This is a genomic window from Bradyrhizobium sp. i1.15.2 (genome assembly GCF_040548425.1).
Lineage (GTDB): Bacteria > Pseudomonadota > Alphaproteobacteria > Rhizobiales > Xanthobacteraceae > Bradyrhizobium > Bradyrhizobium canariense.
On the sequence record NZ_JBEPRQ010000005.1, the window covers coordinates 145,192 to 163,579 of the forward strand.

Consider the following 18,388-nt stretch of genomic DNA (forward strand, 5'->3'; position numbering starts at 1 on the left):
CCGGATAACATTTTGGGAGATACGCCTGATGATCCTCAAAGCCCTCTTTGCGGCCAGCGCCACTGCCGCGTTGCTGCTCGCGCTGCCGGCGAATGCCGCCGAGCTCACCATCGGCTTCTCGCAGATCGGATCGGAATCCGGCTGGCGCGCGGCCGAGACCTCGGTCTCCAAGCAGGAAGCCACCAAGCGCAAGGTCAATCTCAAGATCGCCGACGCGCAGCAGAAGCAGGAGAACCAGATCAAGGCGATCCGCTCCTTCATCGCGCAGAATGTCGATGCGATCTTCCTCGCGCCCGTCGTCTCGACCGGCTGGGACTCGGTGCTGAAGGAAGCCAAGGAGGCCAAGATCCCGGTCGTGCTGCTCGACCGCGACATCGATCCCTCCGGCAAGGAGCTCTATCTCACCGCCGTGACCTCAGACAGCGTGCATGAAGGCGAGGTCGCCGGCGACTGGCTGGCCAAGACCGTCGGGGCCAAAGCCTGCAACATCGTCGAATTGCAGGGAACGGTCGGCGCGAGCGTCGCCGCCAACCGCAAGAAGGGTTTTGACACCGCCATCGCCAAACACGCGAACCTGAAGGTGGTGCGCAGCCAGACCGGCGACTTCACCCGCGCCAAGGGCAAGGAAGTGATGGAAAGCTTCATCAAGGCCGAAGGCGGCGGCAAGTCGATCTGCGCGGTCTACGCGCATAATGACGACATGATGGTCGGCGCGATCCAGGCGATGAAGGAAGCTGGCCTCAAGCCGGGCAAGGAGATCCTCACTGTCTCGATCGATGCGGTCCCCGACATCTTCAAGGCCATGGCCGCCGGCGAAGCCAATGCCACGGTCGAGCTGACGCCGAACATGGCGGGCCCCGCGCTCGATGCCATCGCGGCCTTCAAGGGCAAGGGCACGGTGCCGCCGAAATGGATCCAGACGGAGTCGAAGCTTTATACGGCCGCCGATGATCCGCAGAAGATCTACGACAGCAAGAAGGGCCTCGGTTACTGAGGCGAGGACGTCGCCGGACGGCCGTGTTTCGGCAGTCCGGCGATCCCGCTCGAAACCGCTGCGCGAACGAACAGGCTCCGTGTCCGCATCGTCGGCGGGCGCCGCTGGGAGTGAATTTGTGATGGAGAACAGCCCGGATTCCGCGGCTTCCCTGCTGGAGGCGCGCGGGATCAGCAAGAGTTTTGGTGCGGTACGCGCGTTGCAGCAAGTCGACTTCACGCTGCGCGCTGGCGAGATTCATGCGTTGCTTGGCGAGAACGGCGCCGGCAAGTCCACGTTGATCAAGGTGATCACCGGCGTGTTGCCGCGCGATGCTGGCATCGTCAGGCTCGGCGGCGAAGAGGTCGCGCCGCGCTCGGCCAAGGCGGCGCTTCAGGCCGGCATCGCCACCGTCTACCAGGAGGTCAATCTGCTGCCGAACCTCTCGGTGGCGCAGAACCTGTTCCTCGACCGGCAGCCGATGCGTTTCGGCATGGTGCGCGAAGGCGAGATGCGCCGCCGCGCCAAGGCGCTGCTCGCGGATTTCGGCCTCGACATCGACGTATCAGCGCCGCTTGGCAATTATTCGGTGGCGATCCAGCATGTCACCGCAATCGCGCGCGCCGTCGATCTCTCGGCGCGTGTGCTGATCCTGGACGAGCCGACCGCGAGCCTCGACCGCCATGAGGTCGAGATCCTCTTTCGCATCATGCGTCAGCTTGCCAAGCGCGGCATTGGCATCGTCTTCGTCAGCCATTTCCTCGACCAGGTCTACGAGATCTCCGATCGCATCACGGTTTTGCGAAATGGTCGCCTGGTCGGCGAGCGCGAGACCGCGTCGCTGTCGCGACTCGAGCTGATCCGGATGATGCTCGGCCGCGAGCTGGCCGAGACCACCAGCGCGCGGGCCGCGACGCGCGAGCATCAGGCCCGCGAAGTCTGCGCGAGCTTCGAGAGCTATGGCAAATCAGGCTATGTCGCGCCGTTCAATCTCGAGCTGCGCCATGGCGAGGTGGTCGGTCTCGCCGGCCTGCTCGGCTCGGGCCGGACCGAGACGGCGCGGCTGGTGTTCGGCGCCGAGCGCGCCGATCGCGGGCAGGCGAGGGTGGAAGGCGCGCCTGTCCGGCTTCACTCGCCGCGCGACGGCGTGCGCCACGGCTTTGGCTATTGCCCTGAGGAGCGCAAGACTGACGGCATCGTCGCCGAGCTCACCGTGCGCGAGAACATCGTGCTCGCGCTCCAGGCCAAGCGCGGTCTGCATCGGCCGCTGTCGCGACGCGAGCAGGACGAGATCGCAAGCCGTTACGTCAAGATGCTCGACATTCGCCCGCCCGATCCGGAGCGTCCCGTCGGCCTGCTGTCCGGCGGCAATCAGCAGAAGGTCCTGCTGGCACGGTGGCTTGCGACCTCCCCGCGGCTCCTCGTGCTGGACGAGCCGACCCGCGGCATCGACGTCGGCGCGCATGCCGAGATCATCCGCCTGATACGCGAGCTCTGCGACGACGGGCTTGCGCTGCTCGTGATTTCCTCCGAGCTCGACGAGATCGTGACCTATTCCGATCGCGTGGTGGTGCTGCGCGACCGCGCTCATGTCGAGGAACTCGCGGGCGAGGCGATCGACGTCGGCAACATTCTCGCGGCCATTGCCGCCGATAGCGTCGCCGTTGCGATTGAGGCTCACACATGACAGCGCTGCTGCCGCGCCGCGGCCTTGCCCAGATCCTCGCATTGATCGTCATCCTCGCGGTCGATCGTGTGGTGTCGCCGCAATTCTTCGATCTGCGCCTCCAGGATGGACGTCTGTTCGGCAGCCTGATCGACGTGCTCAATCGCGGCACGCCGGTGGCGCTGCTCTCGCTCGGCATGGTCCTGGTGATCGCGACGCGCGGCATCGATCTGTCGGTCGGCGCGGTCATGGCGATCTCGGGCGCGATCGCGGCGAGCCTCGCCGACAACCACAGTCTGGCCGTGGTGCTGGCGGCTGCGCTCGGCGCGGGCCTGATCTGCGGATTGTGGAACGGATTTCTCGTCGCGGTGCTCGGCATGCAGCCGATCGTGGCGACCCTGATCCTGATGGTGGCGGGACGCGGCATCGCTCAGCTCTTACCGAAGGCCGCATCGTGACCTTCTCCTCGCCCGATTTGGTCTGGCTCGGCAACGGCTCCATCCTCGGCGTGCCGGTGCCAGTCGCGATTGCGCTTGGCATGTTGATGCTCACCGGCGCGGTGGTGCGAGGCTCGGCACTTGGGTTACTGATCGAAGCAACCGGCGGCAATGCGCGGGCGAGCGAGCTTGCCGGCGTCGGCACGCGCGCGATGATTTTGGCGGTCTATGTCTGGTGCGGCGTTTGCGCTGCGCTTGCCGGTGTCATCGCGGCGGCCGACATTATGGGCGCGGATGCCAACAATGCCGGCCTCTGGCTCGAGCTCGACGCCATCCTCGCGGTGGTGATCGGCGGCACCTCGCTGTTCGGCGGCCGCTTCAGTCTCGTGCTGGCCGTACTCGGCGCGCTGATCATCCAGACCATGAACACCGGCATTCTGCTGTCGGGCTATCCGCCGGAGTTCAATTTGCTGGTCAAGGCGATGGTGGTGCTCGCCGTGCTGCTGCTGCAATCGCCGAAGCTGTCCGGCTTTGCCGGAATCGTGACGCGGCTGCGGGGGACCAAGGCATGAAAGGCCTGCCGCCCATCCTCATCACGGCGATCGTGCTCGTCGCGGGATTCGCGCTTTGCGCGATGCAGTTTCCCAACATCGCCTCCACCCGCGTTGTCGGCAATCTCCTGACCGACAACGCCTTCCTCGGCATCGTCGCGACGGGCATGACCTTCGTCATCATTTCCGGCGGCATCGATCTCTCGGTCGGCTCGGTGATCGGCTTCACCACGGTGTTCGTCGCGCTGGCGATCGAGCGCTGGGGAATGCCGCCCCTGGTCGCCTTCGTCGCCATCCTCGCGCTCTCGGCCGCCTTCGGAGCGGCGATGGGCGCGGTGATCCATGTCTTCGATTTGCCGCCTTTCATCGTGACGCTCGCCGGCATGTTCTTGGCCCGGGGTGCCAGCTTCCTGCTCTCGACGGAATCGGTGCCGATCACAGCACCGGTCTATTCCACCGTGTCGGACTTCGCACTGCGAGTACCCGGCGGTGGACGGCTGACGGCGGTCGCGATCATCATGCTTACGATCGTGATCGGCGGCGCATTGCTGCTGCAGCTCACCCGGTTCGGCGCCAATGTTTATGCGCTCGGCGGCAGCCGGGCGACCGCGAGCCTGATGGGTGTCGCCGTCGGCAGGATGACGGTGAAGATCTACATGCTGTCGAGCCTGCTCGCCGGCATCGCCGGCATCGTCTTCTCCTTCTACACCAGCGCCGGCTACTCGCTGTCCGCGGTTGGCGTCGAGCTCGACAGCATCGCGGCCGTCGTGATCGGCGGCACGCTGCTCACGGGCGGGCAGGGCTCGGTGATCGGCACCTTCCTCGGGGTGCTGATCCAGGGCATGATCCAGACCTACATTAATTTCGACGGGACGCTGTCGAGCTGGTGGATCAAGATCGCGACCGGGGTGCTGCTGTTCGCCTTCATCGCCTTGCAACAGGGGCTGGTCGCGCTCGCGCGCCCGCCCATGGCAAAGCGCGCGGGGTCAGTCTCATGACCACCTCGCGCATCCTCGTCATTCCGACGCGCCGGGCGCACTCCAATCACGCGGAAGTGGCCCGCTCGATCGGCGTTGACATCATCGCCGGCCGCTACGCGGAGGGAACGCGCCTGCCTGGCGATGCCGAAATGATCGCGATGTTCGGAGTGTCGCGACCGGTGCTGCGCGAGAGCGTGAAGACGCTGGTGGCCAAGGGCCTGCTCACAACCAAGGCGCGGGTCGGCACCGTCGTGCGTGAACGCGTCGCCTGGAACATGTTCGACGCCGACGTGCTGGCCTGGCACCTGGATGCCGGGATCGACAAGCGCTTCCTCAATGACCTCGCCGAAATCCGCCTCGCGGTCGAGCCGCGCGCGGCCGCGCTGGCGGCGGCGCAGCGGTCGGAGCAGGATCTCTCCGAGCTCCGTCGCTGCATGGAGCGGATGCGGCTTGAAGCCTCCGACTCCGTTGGCTTCGCCGATGCCGACCTCGCGCTCCATGTCGGTGTGGCGCGCGCCTCCGGAAATCTGTTCATGCGCTCGATCGGGCACGTCATCGAGGCTGCGTTGCGCGCCTCATTCCTGCTCAGCGCACCGGTCGAACCGGAGGACCGCGACACTGTTCTGCTCTGGCATCAGAAGATCGTCGATGCCATCGCGGACGGTGATGCCACGACTGCGTCGGAGGCGATGGTCTACGTCATTCACAACGGCATGCGCCGCCACGAGGGTACAGTGATCGAGACTGTACCGGCCGAAGCGCTGCCGTCCGCGGAAGCTGGAGAAAGATCGTGACCGAACTTCGCATCGCCATCGTCGGCTTCGGCAAGATCGCGCGGGACCAGCACGTCGGCGCCATCGCAGCGGTTCCCGGCGCGACGCTGGCGGCCGTCGCCAGCCGCAATGCCTCGTTGCCGGATCTGCCGCATTTCGCGACCATCGAGGAGCTGCTGGAAAAAGGCCCGCCGATCGACGCGGTGTCGCTCTGCACGCCGCCTCAAGTGCGCCGCGCCCAGGCCGTCGCAGCGCTCAGGGCCGGCAAGCATGTCATGCTGGAGAAGCCGCCCGGCGCCGGCGTTGCCGAGCTCGATCCGCTGATCGCGATGGCCGGTGAGGCCAAGCGAACGCTGTTTGCGACCTGGCATTCGCGCCATGCGCCGGCAGTCGAGCCGGCGCGCGAGTGGCTCGCCGCGCGCCGCATCCATTCCGTGCACATCAACTGGAAAGAGGACGTCCGCGTCTGGCATCCCGGGCAGGCGTGGATCTGGGAGCCGGGCGGGCTCGGGGTGTTCGATCCCGGCATCAATGCGCTGTCGATCCTGACCAGGATCCTGCCGAAACCTGTGTTCGTCACCGCGGCCGAGCTCGCCTTCCCTGCCAATTGCCAGGCGCCGATCGCCGCGAAGCTGACGCTGACCGACATCGACGGCCTGCCTGTGGCCGCCGAGTTTGATTTCCGCCAGACCGGGCCGCAGAGCTGGGATATCCTCGTCGAAACCGACCAGGGCCGGATGACGCTATCCCGCGGCGGCAGGATCATGGCGATCGACGGCAAGACCGTTGCCGAGGCGCCCGATGAGGAATATCGGGAGCTTTACCGGCGCTTCGTCGCGCTCGCCGCTACAGGCGCGAGCGACGTCGATTTGGCGCCGCTTCGTCTCGTCGCGGACGCCTTCCTGCTCGGCAGGCGCACGATCGTCGAACCGTTTGTGGATTGATCATGGCTGGATCGAAAACAGAAAGAGACGTCTTCGGAACGCTGCCGGACGGCCGCAAGGTGGACCGCATCGTGCTGCGCGGAGAGGGCGGGTTCGAGGCGCGCATCATCACCCATGGTGCAGTCTTGCAGGCCTTGAGCGCGCCGGACGCCAAGGGCGGCTACGACGACGTCGTGCTCGGCCATGACGCATTCGCCGGCTATCTCGCCGAGCGAAAGTTTTTCGGCGCCACCGTCGGCCGCTACGCCAATCGCATCGCCAACGGACAATTTTCGCTGGACGGCGAGACGGTGCAGCTTCCCGTCAACAACGGTCCGAATGCGCTGCATGGCGGCCTCGACGGCTTCGACCGCAAGCTCTGGGACATTGCGGAGATCGACGATGGCGCCGAGCCCGCAGTCACGCTGACCTACACGAGCCCGCATGGCGAGGAAAACTTTCCCGGTCGGCTCGATGTGCGCCTGACCTATCGCGTCACCGGCCCGGCCGAGCTATCCCTGACCATGGAGGCGCGGACCGACCGGCCGACCATCGTCAACCTGACCAACCACAGCTTCTTCAATCTGGAAGGCGCGACATCAGGCACGCCCATTCTCGATCACAAGCTGACGGTCGCCGCCGGGCATTTCCTCGCGATCGATCCCACCGCCATTCCGTTGCCGGAGCCGCCGCGCAGCGTTGCCGGCACGCCGTTCGACTTCCGCGAGCCGCGGCCCGTCGGCGAGCGCATCCGCGAGAGCGACCAGCAATTGCGCAACGGCAGGGGCTACGATCACACCTACAGTCTCGCGCGTGATGGCAAACTTGCGCTCGCGGCGCGGCTGGAGGGACCGCGCTCGGGGCGCATCATGGAGCTGCTCACCAATCAGCCCGGTCTGCAGGTCTATTCGGGTAATTATCTCGACGGCACGATCTCGGGCAAGGGCGGCAAGCTCTACCGGCAGTCCGACGCGATGTGCCTGGAGCCGCATATCTGGCCGGACGCACCGAACCGGCCGGATTTCCCGAGCCCGCGCCTAGCGCCGGGCGAGGTCTACCGCCATCACACGGTCTATCGCTTTGCGGCGAGGAGGTCATGATGGAACAGGTGCCCACCTCGGTTCTTTCGGACGATCCTTGCCATCTCGGCGAGGGGCCGACCTATGACGTGACCACGGACACGGCCTGGTGGTTCGATATCCGCGAGGGGCGACTGTTCGAGGCGCAGCTCGCCAGCGGCAGCATTCGCGTTCATGCGCTGGGCCGGATGGCGAGCGCACTTGGGCGGATCGACGCCGAACGGCAGTTGATCGTCGCGGAAGACGGGCTCTATGTCCGCAAAATCGCCGATGGCGCGATGACGCTGATCTGTCCGCTCGAAGCCGATAATCCCGCGACCCGTTCCAACGATGCCCGCGTGCATCCCTCCGGCACGTTCTGGATCGGCACCATGGGCCGCAAGGCGGAAGCAGGGGCAGGCGCGATCTACGCGTTCCATCACGGCGAGATCTCGATGCTGTTTCCGCGCGTCAGCATTCCCAACTCGATCTGCTTCTCGCCCGACGCCACCACCGGCTACTTCGCCGATACTGCGCGCGCGGTGCTCTACGCGGTGCCGCTCAATCCCACGACCGGCCTGCCGCGCGGCGAGCCGGAAGTGCTGCTGCGCCACACCGGCATCGGCGGTCTCGATGGTTCGGTGTGCGACGCCGACGGAAACATCTGGAACGCGTGCTGGGGCGCTGGCCGTATCGACGTCTACTCTCCGCAAGGCGAGCGGCTGCGCTCGATGAGCGTGCCGGCAAAGCAGGCGAGCTGCCCCGCTTTTGTAGGCCCTGATCTGTCGCGTCTCCTCGTCACCTCGGCCTGGCAGGACATGGATGCGGCGGCGCGTGCCGCCGATCCGCAAGCCGGCTACACCTTTCTGTTGGAGGCATCCGCGCGCGGTCGCGCGGAGCCTGACGTCAAGCTCGCATAGGAGGCTCGAAGCCGCACACCACCAAAGTTCTCGGCGACACGAAAAAACAGTCTGACACCAAAGGGAGTGAAACATGCTGAAACTGAAGACGACCTTCCTCGCGCTGGCGCTGGCCGGCGCTGCGACGATGGCCGCGGGCGTCACCGCCTCGGCCCAGGACAAAGCAACAGTCGGCATCGCCATGCCGACCAAATCGTCGGCGCGCTGGATCGACGATGGCAACAACATGGTCAAGGTGCTGAAGGAGCGCGGCTACAACACCGACCTGCAATATGCCGAGGACGACATTCCGAACCAGCTCTCGCAGGTCGAGAACATGGTGACCAAGGGCGCGAAAGCGCTGGTGATCGCCGCGATCGACGGCACTACGCTGTCCGACGTGCTCAAGCAGGCGAAAGCGAAAGGCATCACCGTGATCGCCTATGACCGCCTGATCCGCGGCACGCCGAACGTCGACTATTACGCGACGTTCGACAATTTCCAGGTCGGCGTGCTCCAGGCCGAGTCGATCGTGCAGGGCCTCGGCCTCAAGGATGGCAAGGGTCCGTTCAACATCGAGCTGTTCGGCGGCTCGCCCGACGACAACAACGCCTACTTCTTCTACAACGGCGCGATGAGTGTGCTGAAGCCGTACATCGACAGCGGCAAGCTCGTCGTCGTCTCCGGCCAGATGGGCATGGACAAGGTCGCGACCTTGCGTTGGGATGGCGCCACCGCGCAGGCCCGCATGGACAATCTGCTCAGTGCCTACTACGGCAACAAGAAGGTCAACGCGGTGTTGTCGCCGTATGACGGCCTATCGATCGGCATCATCTCCTCGCTGAAGGGCGTTGGTTATGGCAGCGCCGGCCAGCCGATGCCCATCATCTCGGGCCAGGATGCCGAGGTGCCCTCGATCAAGGCGATGCTGCGCGGCGACCAGTATTCGACCATCTTCAAGGACACCCGCGACCTCGCCAAGGTGACCGCCGACATGGTCGACGCTGCGCTGGCCGGCAAGCAGGTCACCGTCAACGACACCAAGACCTACGAGAACGGCGCCAAGACCGTGCCGTCCTATCTGCTCAAGCCGGTCGTGGTCTACAAGGACAATTGGGAGAAGGTCCTGGTCGACAGCGGCTACTACAAGAAGTCGCAGTTCCAGTAAGAGGTCTACTCCCTCTCCCGACCTGCGGAGAGGGAGTTCTTTAGGGTTAGGGCGAAGCGCATGTTTATCAACTCGTCATGCCCGGGCTTGTCCCGGGCATCCACGTCCCTCTTCGCAAGCGGCTGCACGTGGATGGCCGGGACAAGCCCGGCCATGACGATTGTGGAAGCCCCCGGGAGAATGATCCAATGACTGCAATGCTGGAGATGCGTAACGTCAGCAAGAGCTTTTCCGGCGTGCAGGCGCTGCGCGATGTCAACTTCTCGGTTGAAGCCGGGCAGATCCACGCCCTCGTCGGCGAGAACGGTGCCGGCAAGTCCACGCTAATGAAGGTGCTCAGCGGCGTCTATCCGGCCGGCAGCTACGAGGGCACCATCATCTTTGATGGCGAGGAGCGCCGCTTCCGCGACATCAACGATTCCGAGGCGCTCGGTATCATCATCATCCATCAGGAGCTGGCGCTGATCCCGCTGATGTCGATTGCCGAAAACATCTTCCTGTCGCATCCGCCGTCCAAGCTCGGCGTCATCGATCGCGACGAGGTCTATAGACGCACGCGGGAACTCCTGGCGCAGGTCGGCCTCAAGGAATCGCCGGATACGCTGATCACCGATCTCGGCGTCGGCAAGCAGCAGCTGGTCGAGATCGCCAAGGCGCTGTCCAAGCGGGTGCGGATGCTGATCCTGGACGAGCCGACCGCGAGCCTCAACGAGGCCGACAGCGCCGCGCTGCTCGAACGCCTCATGGCGTTCCGCGCGCAGGGCATCGGCTCGATCCTGATCTCGCACAAGCTGAACGAGGTCGCCAAGGTCGCCGACCACATCACCGTGCTGCGTGACGGCCGCACCGTCGACGGCATCGACTGCCGCGCCGAGCCGATCCAGGAAGACCGCATCATACGCAGCATGGTCAACCGCGATCTCGCCCATCGCTTTCCGGAGCGGAGCGCAAAAATCGCCGAGCCCGTTCTCACCGTCGAGAACTGGTCGGTCTACCATCCCATCCATCCCGAGCGGCAGGTGATCAAGAACGTCGATTTCAGCGTGAAACGCGGCGAGGTCGTCGGCATCGCCGGGTTGATGGGGGCGGGGCGCACCGAGTTCGCCATGAGCCTGTTCGGCCGCTCCTGGGGCACCACGATCAGCGGTCGCATCCGGCTCGAGGGCCGTGAGATCGTGCTGCCCAACGTGGCCGCCGCGATCGACGCCGGCCTTGCCTATGTCACCGAGGACCGCAAGCAGCTCGGACTGATCCTCGCCGACGACGTCCGCAAGAACATCACACTGGCAAGCCTCGACCAGGTCGCCCCCAACCGGGTGATCGACGACATCGCCGAGCTGAAGGTCGCCAGCGATTACCGCAACCGGATGCGCATCCGCTGCTCCGACGTCTACCAGGAGACCGGCCAGCTCTCCGGCGGCAACCAGCAAAAGGTCGTGCTGTCGAAATGGCTGATGACCGACCCCAAGGTCTTGATCCTGGACGAGCCGACCCGGGGCATCGACGTCGGTGCCAAATACGAGATCTACTGTATCATCAACGAGCTTGCGGAAGCCGGCCGCGGCGTGGTGGTGATCTCCTCGGAGATGCCCGAGCTACTCGGCATCTGCGACCGCATCTGTGTCATGAACGACGGCGCCTTCGTCGGCGAGTTCCCCGGCGCCGAAGCGACGCAGGAAAAGATCATGCGCGCCATCATGCGCAACGACAGAAATTATGGAAGCAGCGCCCTCGCGGGTGCGGAGATGGGAGGATCGCAGCTATGACCGACAAGACGGTTTCGCTGCCCGAGGAGGGCCGGCACGGCAGCTTCATCAAGAACAATTTGCGCAATTACGGCATGCTGATGTCGCTGATCGCGATCATGCTGTTCTTCCAGGTCATGACCGGCGGCACGCTGCTGCAGCCGCTCAACCTGACCAATCTGGTACTGCAGAACAGCTACATCGTCATCATGGCGCTGGGCATGCTGCTCGTCATTGTCACCGGCCATATCGACCTCTCGGTCGGCTCGGTCGCGGGCTTCGTCGGCGCGGTGGCCGCCGTGCTGATGGTGACATACAAGGTCGACTACACGCTCGCCTTCATCGCCTGCCTGCTGCTGGGCGCGGCAATCGGCGCCGCGCAGGGCTATTGGGTGGCCTATTTCAAGATTCCGTCCTTCATCGTGACGCTGGCCGGCATGCTGGTGTTCAAGGGACTTGCGCTCGCGGTGTTGCAGGGCCAGTCGCTCGGGCCGTTCCCGGCGACCTTCCAGAAATTGTCGTCGGGCTTCATTCCGGAGATGCTGCCCGAGGCCGGCACGCTGCATCCGACGTCGATGCTGGTCGGTGCGGTGCTCGCGCTCGGCCTCGTCTACGCCAGCGCCAAGGGGCGCTCGCGCGAGCAGTTGCACGGCATCGAGGTCGAGCCTTACGCGTTCTTCCTCGGCAAGAGCATTCTCCTGGCCTGCGCCGTGCTCTATTTCACCTATCTGATCGCCTCGCATCGCGGTCTGCCGAACGTGCTGGTCATCATGACCGCGCTGATCGCGCTCTACGGCTTCGTCACCCGCCGCACCGTCATCGGTCGGCAGGTCTACGCGGTCGGCGGCAATGCGAAAGCGGCAAGCCTGTCGGGCATCAAGACGGAACGGTTGACCTTCCTCACCTTCGTCAACATGGGCGTGCTCGCCGCGCTCGCCGGCCTCGTCTTCGCCGCGCGCCTCAACACCGCAACGCCGAAGGCGGGTCTCGGCTTCGAGCTCGACGTCATCGCCGCCTGCTTCATCGGCGGCGCCTCGGCCTATGGCGGTGTCGGCCGCGTCGGCGGCGCCGTGGTCGGTGCCATGATCATGGGTGTGATGAACAACGGCATGTCCATCCTCGGCATCGGCATCGACTATCAGCAGGTCATCAAGGGTCTGGTCCTGCTCGGGGCGGTGTGCATCGACGTATATAATCAGCGGAGATGAGGCTGCGTAGCCTGGATGGAGCGAAGCGCAATCCGGGGCTACTGACCCGCATTCCGCTCTGCTCCATGCGGGCTACGGCAGTCATTACTGCGTCGTGATCAGCACCGCGGCGATCGCGACGGAGAGGCTCACCGCCGAGACGGTGGCCACGGTCGATAGCACGCCCATTCGCCGGAGCGTGATGGCGAAGACGATGATGATGGGCGTCGCGGTCATCAGCCCGATTTGTGCATCGCTCATGTTATCGCTCGCAGCTCCACGGAACCCTGGGGCGTTTGGTACCGCGACCCGGCCGGCCGGAGGTTGCGACGGCGCAAACAATTGATCGGCATCCCCCAAATTTGTCCGGCAACAAACTCGGATCGGCACGGCTGAGCTAAGTCTGGCCGGTGTCCTGATCCGGAAGAGCAGATGTCGGCAGCCGATTGCGAACCACAGGGAGCCGGCTGGGGAATTCTGGACGATCTTCCCGGCGATCCCATGATCTGGGTGCTGATCTTCAGCGAGCTCGCCGCCTTCGGTCTGTTTCTCGGTGCCTTCACGGTCGCCCGCGCGATCCATCCCACCGTGTTCGCCGCGGGGCAGGCGGCACTTGATCCGGGTCTCGCTGGACTGAACACTGTCGTGCTGGTGACGAGCGGTTGGGCCGCAGCCCGGGCTACGAAGGCCGCGCGGGCCAGCGAGAGCCGGGCGACACGATACTGGCTCCTCACGGCCATGGGGCTTGGCGGCCTGTTCGTGGCGATCAAGCTCGGCGAATATGCCGAAGAGATCGGACGCGGCATCGGACTCGAGACCAGTCCGTTCTTCACACTCTACTTCCTCCTGACCGGCTTCCATCTTCTGCACGTCTGCCTCGGCATCATCATCCTCGCATTGGTCTGCCGCCGCGCTGAAGCGTTCGGCGTCGAGACGGGAACGGCCTTCTGGCACATGGTCGATCTGGTCTGGATCGTGATGTTCCCGATTCTTTATCTGGTGCGGTGACGATGCCGGATCGCCTGGACATCACTTGGATCGCGCTGATTGGCCTCGCGCTCGCGACCATCTTGGTGCCACCGCTGGTGCCGCGGCCGCTGCTCGGCAACGCCCTGCTGCTGGCCTTGGCCGCCGTCAAGGGCCGCCGGATTGCACTCGATTTCTTCGATCTTCGCGCGGCGCCTGCGCTCTGGCGCGGCCTCGTCAGTGCATGGATTCTCATCGTGGTGCTGTTTGCCTGGCTCACATCCACTGTCGCCGCCCTGATCTGACTCGTTCCTTGCGCCCTGACAAAGAACAGGCCGTGCCGATCAGCAATAAATCGCATCACCGATTTTCTCGGCGGGACTCAATTGAAAGGATTGGCAATGGCTGAACGCCTGACCAAGTCGGCCGCTCGAAACGTCTTCTACGGCGGCTCGGCCTTTTTCTTCGCCATCTTCATCGGGCTGACGGCGCACAGCCACTACTACATGGTCACGACCTCGACGGACGCAGTGACGCTGACGTCGTCGGTCGCCCGCGGCAAGCATGTCTGGGAGAAGAACTCCTGCATCAATTGCCACACGTTGCTCGGCGAAGGCGCCTATTTCGCGCCCGAAGTCGGCAACGTCTGGGATCGATGGGGCGGCAAGGAGGATCCGGCCGGCGCGCGAGAGACGTTGAAGGCCTGGATGCAGTCGCAGCCTTCAGGCGCGGAGGGCAGGCGGCAGATGCCGCAATTCAACCTCACCGACCAGGAGCTCAACGATCTCGCCGATTTCCTGCAATGGGTGAGCACGATCAAGCGCCAGGATTGGCCGCCGAACAAGGCCGGTTGAGCCCGCCGCTTTCCTCTTTCAAGACAGAGAGAATCCGAGATGAAATATCAGACCCAGAAAGTCGCGATGCTGTATTTCTACGGCGCGCTGACCCTGTTCCTGGCTCAGGTCCTGTTCGGCCTCCTCGCCGGGACGATCTACGTCCTGCCCAACACGCTGTCGGTTCTGCTGCCGTTCAACATCGTCAGGATGATCCACACCAACGCGCTGATCGTGTGGTCGTTGATCGGCTTCATGGGCGCGACCTACTTCCTGCTGCCTGAGGAAACCGAGACCGAGCTGTACAGCCCGCTACTCGCAAAGATCCAGTTCTGGATGTTTTTTGGCGCAGCAGGCGTCGCGGTCGTGGGCTATCTCTTCCACTACCACGAGGGCCGCGAGTTCCTTGAGCAGCCCTTCATCATCAAGGTCGGTATCGTCGTCGTCTGCCTGATGTTCCTGTTCAATGTGACCATGACCGCGCTCAAGGGACGCAAGACCACGGTCACCAACATCCTGCTGTTCGGCCTGTGGGGCGTTGCGATCTTCTTCCTGTTCGCCTTCTACAATCCGGCGAACCTCGCGGTCGACAAGATGTACTGGTGGTACGTCGTCCATCTCTGGGTCGAGGGCGTCTGGGAGCTGATCATGGCCTCCGTGCTCGCCTATCTCATGATCAAGCTCAATGGCATCGATCGCGAGGTGGTCGAGAAGTGGCTCTACGTCATCATCGGCCTCGCGCTGTTCTCGGGGATTGTCGGCACCGGCCACCATTTCTACTGGATCGGCGCGCCCGGCTACTGGCAGTGGATCGGCTCGCTGTTCTCGACGCTCGAGGTTGCGCCGTTCTTCACGATGGTGATCTTCACGGTGCAGATGACCTGGAAGGCCGGCCGCAAGCATCCGAACCGCGCCGCGCTGCTGTGGTCGGTCGGCTGTTCGGTGATGGCGTTCCTGGGAGCCGGCGTCTGGGGTTTCCTGCACACGCTGTCCTCGGTGAACTACTACACCCATGGCACCCAGGTCACCGCTGCGCACGGCCATCTCGCCTTCTTTGGCGCCTATGTGATGCTCAACCTTGCCGTGATGGCTTACGCCATCCCGCAGATCAAGGGACGCGCGCCCTATAACCAGTGGCTCAGCATGACGAGCTTCTGGATCATGTGCACGGCCATGATGACCATGACGTTCGCGCTGACCTTTGCCGGCGTGGTCCAGGTCCATCTCCAGCGCGTGCTCGGCCAGGGCTACATGGACGTGCAGGACCAGCTCGCATTCTTCTACTGGGTGCGGCTCGGCTCCGGTGGGTTCGTCGCGATCTCCGCGCTGATGTTCGTCTGGGCGGTGCTGGTGCCCGGCCGCGAGAAGCTGGCGACCATTCCCGCCGTGCTGCAGCCGGCCGAGTAAGCGTGACGGCGGCCGCGTTTCGTCGCGGCCGCCGCTTCAGAAATCTACGGAGAAAGATCATGAAAGTAGCCCTTCACGCCTTGGCCGCTCCTGCACCCGCGCTACCGGCCTATGTCGCAAGCGGCAACGAATGCGCGCTGTTCGAGCATGCCTGGCGGCACCGGCTTCCGGTCCTGCTGAAGGGGCCGACCGGTTGCGGTAAGACGCGTTTCGTCGCGCATATGGCCGCGCGGCTGGGCTTGCCGCTCCACACCGCCGCCTGCCACGACGATCTCACCGCCGCCGATCTCACCGGCCGCTATCTGCTGAGAGGCGGCGACACTGTGTGGACCGACGGTCCGTTGACGCGCGCGGTCCGCGAGGGCGGCATCTGCTATCTCGACGAGGTAGTGGAAGCCCGCAAGGACGTCACCGTCGTGCTGCATCCGCTCACCGACGACCGCCGTATCCTGCCGCTGGAGCGAACCGGCGAGGAGCTCGTTGCTCCCGCGAGCTTCATGCTCGTCGTCTCCTACAATCCCGGTTACCAGACCCTGCTCAAGGCGTTGAAGCCGTCGACGCGGCAGCGCTTCGTCGCCATTGAGTTCGGCTTCCTGCCGACCGAGCAGGAGATTGCGGTGGTGTCGGCCGAGAGCGGGCTGCCGCCGGATCGCGTACGGCCGCTGGTCGCGCTTGCCGGACGTCTGCGGGCGCTGAAGGGGCATGATCTGGAGGAGGGCGTCTCGACCCGACTCGTGGTGTATTGCGCGACTTTGATTGCGGCGGGAGTCTCGATCGCCGATGCCGTGATCGCCGGCATGATCGAGCCGCTGACCGACGATTCCGACGTCAAGGCGGCGCTGCTGGATGTCGCGCGCGCCGTGATTGCGTGAGGCAGGTCCCATGCTCGACTTCCTCGAACTGGAGGAGACGGTCGGCCGCGCCTGGCACCGGATGGTCGGCGGCACCGCGAGCTATCCGGTTCACGATGATCACGCGGTCGCGCTTGCGGAGGTGAGAGGCCGGCTCGCGGTGATGTTCCGTGCGCTTGGCGGCGAGCCAGGCGTTCAGATCGCGAGCGCGGGTGCACGTAGCGCGGGCCATCGGCTCGGCTGGCGGCAGCGCATCGGCCTTGGAGACGAACGTCTCGAACAGCCGGGCCGCGACGCCGCGACCATCTTCCTCCCCGGTCGCATTGCGATATTTGCCGACCGCGACCTCAACGCATGCCTCTATCGCTGGCTTGCGGCGTGGTTCGCGGTCGCGCCGATCGAGACGATCACGGAGCATGATCCGCTGCGGCGGGACCTTCTGGTCTTGCGCCGGGCGAGCGAGACGGCGGTCTTCGTGCTCACGCAGTTTCCCGGGCTCGCCGCCGATTACGCGCGGCTCGCCGCAGCAATGGCCGAAGCCCGGCCGCAACGTCCGTTGCCGCGTCTTGAGCAGGAGATCGAGCGGATCGTGCTGGCCTTGCTCGGGACCGGAAAGGCGCCCGCAGGCCAGCTGTGGCCGGCGATGATGGGGACAGGTCCGCTGCCGGACAAGGTCCCGCCCGGCTATCGCTCGGTCCTGCCGTGTCCGCTCTGGGGCGATTGCTGGACGCGCGAGTTCTCGCCCGCGCATGCTGGCGACGACGCGTGCGCGCCGGGCGCGGGGGCCGCGACCCAGGACAATCGCAAGCGCTTTGCCGTGCGCGAGCGCGAGGACAACGCCAAACGCCGCGATCCCTTCGTGCTCAACCGCTTCGAAAAGATCCTCGCGATGGCCGAGATGGTCAATGTCGACCGTCCGGCCGATGACAGCGAGGACGAGGACGCGCAGAAGGCCGCCGACGATCTCGAGGAGATGACGCTGAGCCGCCGCAGCGGCAAGCCGGCGAGCCGGCTCAAATTCGATCTCGACCTGCCGCCGGAAGCTCTCGATGCCTCGCCATTGAACGCAGATCTCACCTATCCCGAATGGGACTACCGCAGCAGCTCCTACCTGCCCGATCACTGCCACGTGCTGGCGGACGCCGCGTCCGAGACCGGAGAGACCTGGTCGCCCGACGAGACCATGCGCCGGCATATCCGTCAGGTACGGCAGCGCTTCGAGATCTTGCGGCCGCGCCGCGAATTGATGCGCGCCCAGTCCGATGGACACGACCTCGACCTCGACGCGCTCGTGCGCGCGCGGTGCGATCTTCGCGCCGGCAGCGGCGGCGGTCTCGATCGCATCCATGTCGCGATGCGCCCGCAGGGGCACGATCTCGCCGTCACACTGCTTGTCGACGTCTCGCTCTCGACGGACGCCTGGGCCGACGGCCATCACGTGCTCGATGTCGAGAAGGAGGCGCTGCTCGTGCTCGCGCACGGCCTGTCGGCCTGCGGTGACCACCACAGCATCCTGACCTTCACGTCGCGCCGGCGGTCCTGGGTGCGGCTCGAAACGGTCAAAGCCTTCGGCGAGCCGATGAGCGCGGCAGTGGAGCGTCGTATCGGCGCGCTGAAGCCCGGCTATTACACGCGGATTGGCGCGGCGGTGCGCCACGCCTCGGCCGAGCTCGCCCGTCAGCCGCAGCGCAAGAAGCTGCTGCTCGTCCTCACCGACGGCAAGCCGAATGATGTCGATCATTACGAAGGCCGCTTCGCGGTCGAGGACACCCGCAAATCGGTGCAGGAGGCGCGCCGGCTCGGCATCGCCGCCTTCGGCGTCACGGTGGACGCAACCGCGCAGTCCTATTTCCCGATGCTGTTCGGGCGCGGCGGCTACGCCATCGTCGGTAATATCCGCCGACTGCCCGCGGCGCTGCCGGCGATCTACCGGCAGGTGGCGCACTGATCCAGAAAAGGGTGCGGCGTTCC

17 protein-coding genes and 1 pseudogene are annotated in these 18,388 nt (G+C 65.1%); 17 read left to right on the forward strand and 1 reads right to left on the reverse strand.

Annotation, left to right across the window (positions count from 1 at the left end; all coding sequences use genetic code 11):
• Nucleotides 1-28: 28 nt before the first annotated feature.
• The 11 genes and pseudogenes from ytfQ to mmsB all read left to right on the forward strand — a co-directional run bounded on the left by ytfQ (nucleotide 29) and on the right by mmsB (nucleotide 12,381).
• Nucleotides 29-994 (forward strand): galactofuranose ABC transporter, galactofuranose-binding protein YtfQ, encoded by a 966-nt coding sequence (gene ytfQ / locus ABIB80_RS12360; protein ID WP_007593249.1) that lies wholly within the window; start codon nucleotides 29-31, stop codon nucleotides 992-994.
• A 121-nt stretch (nucleotides 995-1,115) separates the two neighbouring features.
• Nucleotides 1,116-2,660, forward strand: a complete 1,545-nt coding sequence (locus ABIB80_RS12365) for a sugar ABC transporter ATP-binding protein (protein ID WP_354127619.1) — start codon at nucleotides 1,116-1,118, stop codon at nucleotides 2,658-2,660.
• Nucleotides 2,657-3,648: pseudogene (locus tag ABIB80_RS12370) on the forward strand (ABC transporter permease). The gene ABIB80_RS12365 and the pseudogene ABIB80_RS12370 overlap by 4 nt, the downstream one beginning before the upstream one ends.
• Nucleotides 3,645-4,625, forward strand: a complete 981-nt coding sequence (gene yjfF, locus ABIB80_RS12375; protein WP_354127505.1) for a galactofuranose ABC transporter, permease protein YjfF — start codon at nucleotides 3,645-3,647, stop codon at nucleotides 4,623-4,625. Before ABIB80_RS12370 ends, yjfF begins: the two are co-directional and overlap by 4 nt.
• Entirely contained in the window at nucleotides 4,622-5,401 is a 780-nt protein-coding gene (locus ABIB80_RS12380) for a FadR/GntR family transcriptional regulator (RefSeq protein WP_219680947.1), read from the forward strand. Before yjfF ends, ABIB80_RS12380 begins: the two co-directional genes overlap by 4 nt.
• A complete protein-coding gene (locus ABIB80_RS12385) occupies nucleotides 5,398-6,324 on the forward strand; it encodes a Gfo/Idh/MocA family protein (RefSeq protein WP_007593244.1) in 927 nt (308 codons plus the stop codon). The genes ABIB80_RS12380 and ABIB80_RS12385 overlap by 4 nt, the downstream gene beginning before the upstream one ends.
• A 2-nt stretch (nucleotides 6,325-6,326) precedes the next feature.
• Nucleotides 6,327-7,403: an aldose epimerase family protein gene (locus tag ABIB80_RS12390; protein WP_354127506.1), complete on the forward strand. Its 1,077-nt coding sequence runs from the start codon at nucleotides 6,327-6,329 to the stop codon at nucleotides 7,401-7,403.
• Nucleotides 7,403-8,281: an SMP-30/gluconolactonase/LRE family protein gene (locus tag ABIB80_RS12395; protein WP_354127620.1), complete on the forward strand. Its 879-nt coding sequence runs from the start codon at nucleotides 7,403-7,405 to the stop codon at nucleotides 8,279-8,281. Before ABIB80_RS12390 ends, ABIB80_RS12395 begins: the two co-directional genes overlap by 1 nt.
• 73 nt (nucleotides 8,282-8,354) lie before the next feature.
• Nucleotides 8,355-9,428 (forward strand): multiple monosaccharide ABC transporter substrate-binding protein, encoded by a 1,074-nt coding sequence (gene chvE / locus ABIB80_RS12400; protein WP_007593237.1) that lies wholly within the window; start codon nucleotides 8,355-8,357, stop codon nucleotides 9,426-9,428.
• 188 nt (nucleotides 9,429-9,616) lie between these two features.
• Nucleotides 9,617-11,194 (forward strand): multiple monosaccharide ABC transporter ATP-binding protein, encoded by a 1,578-nt coding sequence (gene mmsA / locus ABIB80_RS12405; RefSeq protein WP_219680956.1) that lies wholly within the window; start codon nucleotides 9,617-9,619, stop codon nucleotides 11,192-11,194.
• Nucleotides 11,191-12,381, forward strand: a complete 1,191-nt coding sequence (gene mmsB / locus ABIB80_RS12410; protein ID WP_007608442.1) for a multiple monosaccharide ABC transporter permease — start codon at nucleotides 11,191-11,193, stop codon at nucleotides 12,379-12,381. The genes mmsA and mmsB overlap by 4 nt, the downstream gene beginning before the upstream one ends.
• 84 nt (nucleotides 12,382-12,465) lie before the next feature.
• Here the strand turns inward: mmsB and ABIB80_RS12415 are convergent, their stop codons facing one another.
• Nucleotides 12,466-12,621, reverse strand: a complete 156-nt coding sequence (locus ABIB80_RS12415) for a hypothetical protein (RefSeq protein WP_354127507.1) — start codon at nucleotides 12,619-12,621, stop codon at nucleotides 12,466-12,468.
• A gap of 171 nt (nucleotides 12,622-12,792) precedes the next feature.
• Here ABIB80_RS12415 and ABIB80_RS12420 point away from each other — a divergent pair, with 171 nt between their 5' ends.
• The 6 genes from ABIB80_RS12420 (at nucleotide 12,793) to ABIB80_RS12445 (ending at nucleotide 18,365) form a co-directional block, all read left to right on the forward strand.
• Nucleotides 12,793-13,368 (forward strand): cytochrome c oxidase subunit 3 family protein, encoded by a 576-nt coding sequence (locus ABIB80_RS12420; RefSeq protein ID WP_354127508.1) that lies wholly within the window; start codon nucleotides 12,793-12,795, stop codon nucleotides 13,366-13,368.
• A 2-nt stretch (nucleotides 13,369-13,370) separates the two neighbouring features.
• Nucleotides 13,371-13,631 (forward strand): cytochrome C oxidase subunit IV family protein, encoded by a 261-nt coding sequence (locus ABIB80_RS12425; protein WP_354127509.1) that lies wholly within the window; start codon nucleotides 13,371-13,373, stop codon nucleotides 13,629-13,631.
• 96 nt (nucleotides 13,632-13,727) lie between these two features.
• Nucleotides 13,728-14,180 (forward strand): c-type cytochrome, encoded by a 453-nt coding sequence (locus ABIB80_RS12430; RefSeq protein WP_007593225.1) that lies wholly within the window; start codon nucleotides 13,728-13,730, stop codon nucleotides 14,178-14,180.
• 39 nt (nucleotides 14,181-14,219) lie between these two features.
• The gene (locus ABIB80_RS12435) at nucleotides 14,220-15,566 is read left to right on the forward strand and encodes a cbb3-type cytochrome c oxidase subunit I (protein WP_354127510.1); all 1,347 of its coding nucleotides are present in this window, start codon (nucleotides 14,220-14,222) and stop codon (nucleotides 15,564-15,566) included.
• Between the two features lie 59 nt (nucleotides 15,567-15,625).
• Nucleotides 15,626-16,438 carry a CbbQ/NirQ/NorQ/GpvN family protein gene (locus ABIB80_RS12440; RefSeq protein WP_354127511.1) on the forward strand — a complete coding sequence of 271 codons (813 nt, stop codon included), beginning with the start codon at nucleotides 15,626-15,628 and terminating at the stop codon, nucleotides 16,436-16,438.
• 10 nt (nucleotides 16,439-16,448) lie between these two features.
• Entirely contained in the window at nucleotides 16,449-18,365 is a 1,917-nt protein-coding gene (locus ABIB80_RS12445) for a nitric oxide reductase activation protein NorD (protein WP_354127512.1), read from the forward strand.
• Nucleotides 18,366-18,388: the final 23 nt, after the last annotated feature.

What these genes read in the sequence shown, in the direction of transcription:
- ytfQ (WP_007593249.1), top strand. Translation starts at nt 29, where the DNA reads ATGATCCTCAAAGCCCTCTTTGCGGCCAGCGCCACTGCCGCGTTGCTG.
- ABIB80_RS12365 (WP_354127619.1), top strand. Translation starts at nt 1,116, where the DNA reads ATGGAGAACAGCCCGGATTCCGCGGCTTCCCTGCTGGAGGCGCGCGGG.
- yjfF (WP_354127505.1), top strand. Translation starts at nt 3,645, where the DNA reads ATGAAAGGCCTGCCGCCCATCCTCATCACGGCGATCGTGCTCGTCGCG.
- ABIB80_RS12380 (WP_219680947.1), top strand. Translation starts at nt 4,622, where the DNA reads ATGACCACCTCGCGCATCCTCGTCATTCCGACGCGCCGGGCGCACTCC.
- ABIB80_RS12390 (WP_354127506.1), top strand. Translation starts at nt 6,327, where the DNA reads ATGGCTGGATCGAAAACAGAAAGAGACGTCTTCGGAACGCTGCCGGAC.
- ABIB80_RS12395 (WP_354127620.1), top strand. Translation starts at nt 7,403, where the DNA reads ATGGAACAGGTGCCCACCTCGGTTCTTTCGGACGATCCTTGCCATCTC.
- chvE (WP_007593237.1), top strand. Translation starts at nt 8,355, where the DNA reads ATGCTGAAACTGAAGACGACCTTCCTCGCGCTGGCGCTGGCCGGCGCT.
- mmsA (WP_219680956.1), top strand. Translation starts at nt 9,617, where the DNA reads ATGACTGCAATGCTGGAGATGCGTAACGTCAGCAAGAGCTTTTCCGGC.
- mmsB (WP_007608442.1), top strand. Translation starts at nt 11,191, where the DNA reads ATGACCGACAAGACGGTTTCGCTGCCCGAGGAGGGCCGGCACGGCAGC.
- ABIB80_RS12415 (WP_354127507.1), bottom strand. Translation starts at nt 12,621, where the DNA reads ATGAGCGATGCACAAATCGGGCTGATGACCGCGACGCCCATCATCATC.
- ABIB80_RS12420 (WP_354127508.1), top strand. Translation starts at nt 12,793, where the DNA reads ATGTCGGCAGCCGATTGCGAACCACAGGGAGCCGGCTGGGGAATTCTG.
- ABIB80_RS12425 (WP_354127509.1), top strand. Translation starts at nt 13,371, where the DNA reads ATGCCGGATCGCCTGGACATCACTTGGATCGCGCTGATTGGCCTCGCG.
- ABIB80_RS12430 (WP_007593225.1), top strand. Translation starts at nt 13,728, where the DNA reads ATGGCTGAACGCCTGACCAAGTCGGCCGCTCGAAACGTCTTCTACGGC.
- ABIB80_RS12435 (WP_354127510.1), top strand. Translation starts at nt 14,220, where the DNA reads ATGAAATATCAGACCCAGAAAGTCGCGATGCTGTATTTCTACGGCGCG.
- ABIB80_RS12440 (WP_354127511.1), top strand. Translation starts at nt 15,626, where the DNA reads ATGAAAGTAGCCCTTCACGCCTTGGCCGCTCCTGCACCCGCGCTACCG.
- ABIB80_RS12445 (WP_354127512.1), top strand. Translation starts at nt 16,449, where the DNA reads ATGCTCGACTTCCTCGAACTGGAGGAGACGGTCGGCCGCGCCTGGCAC.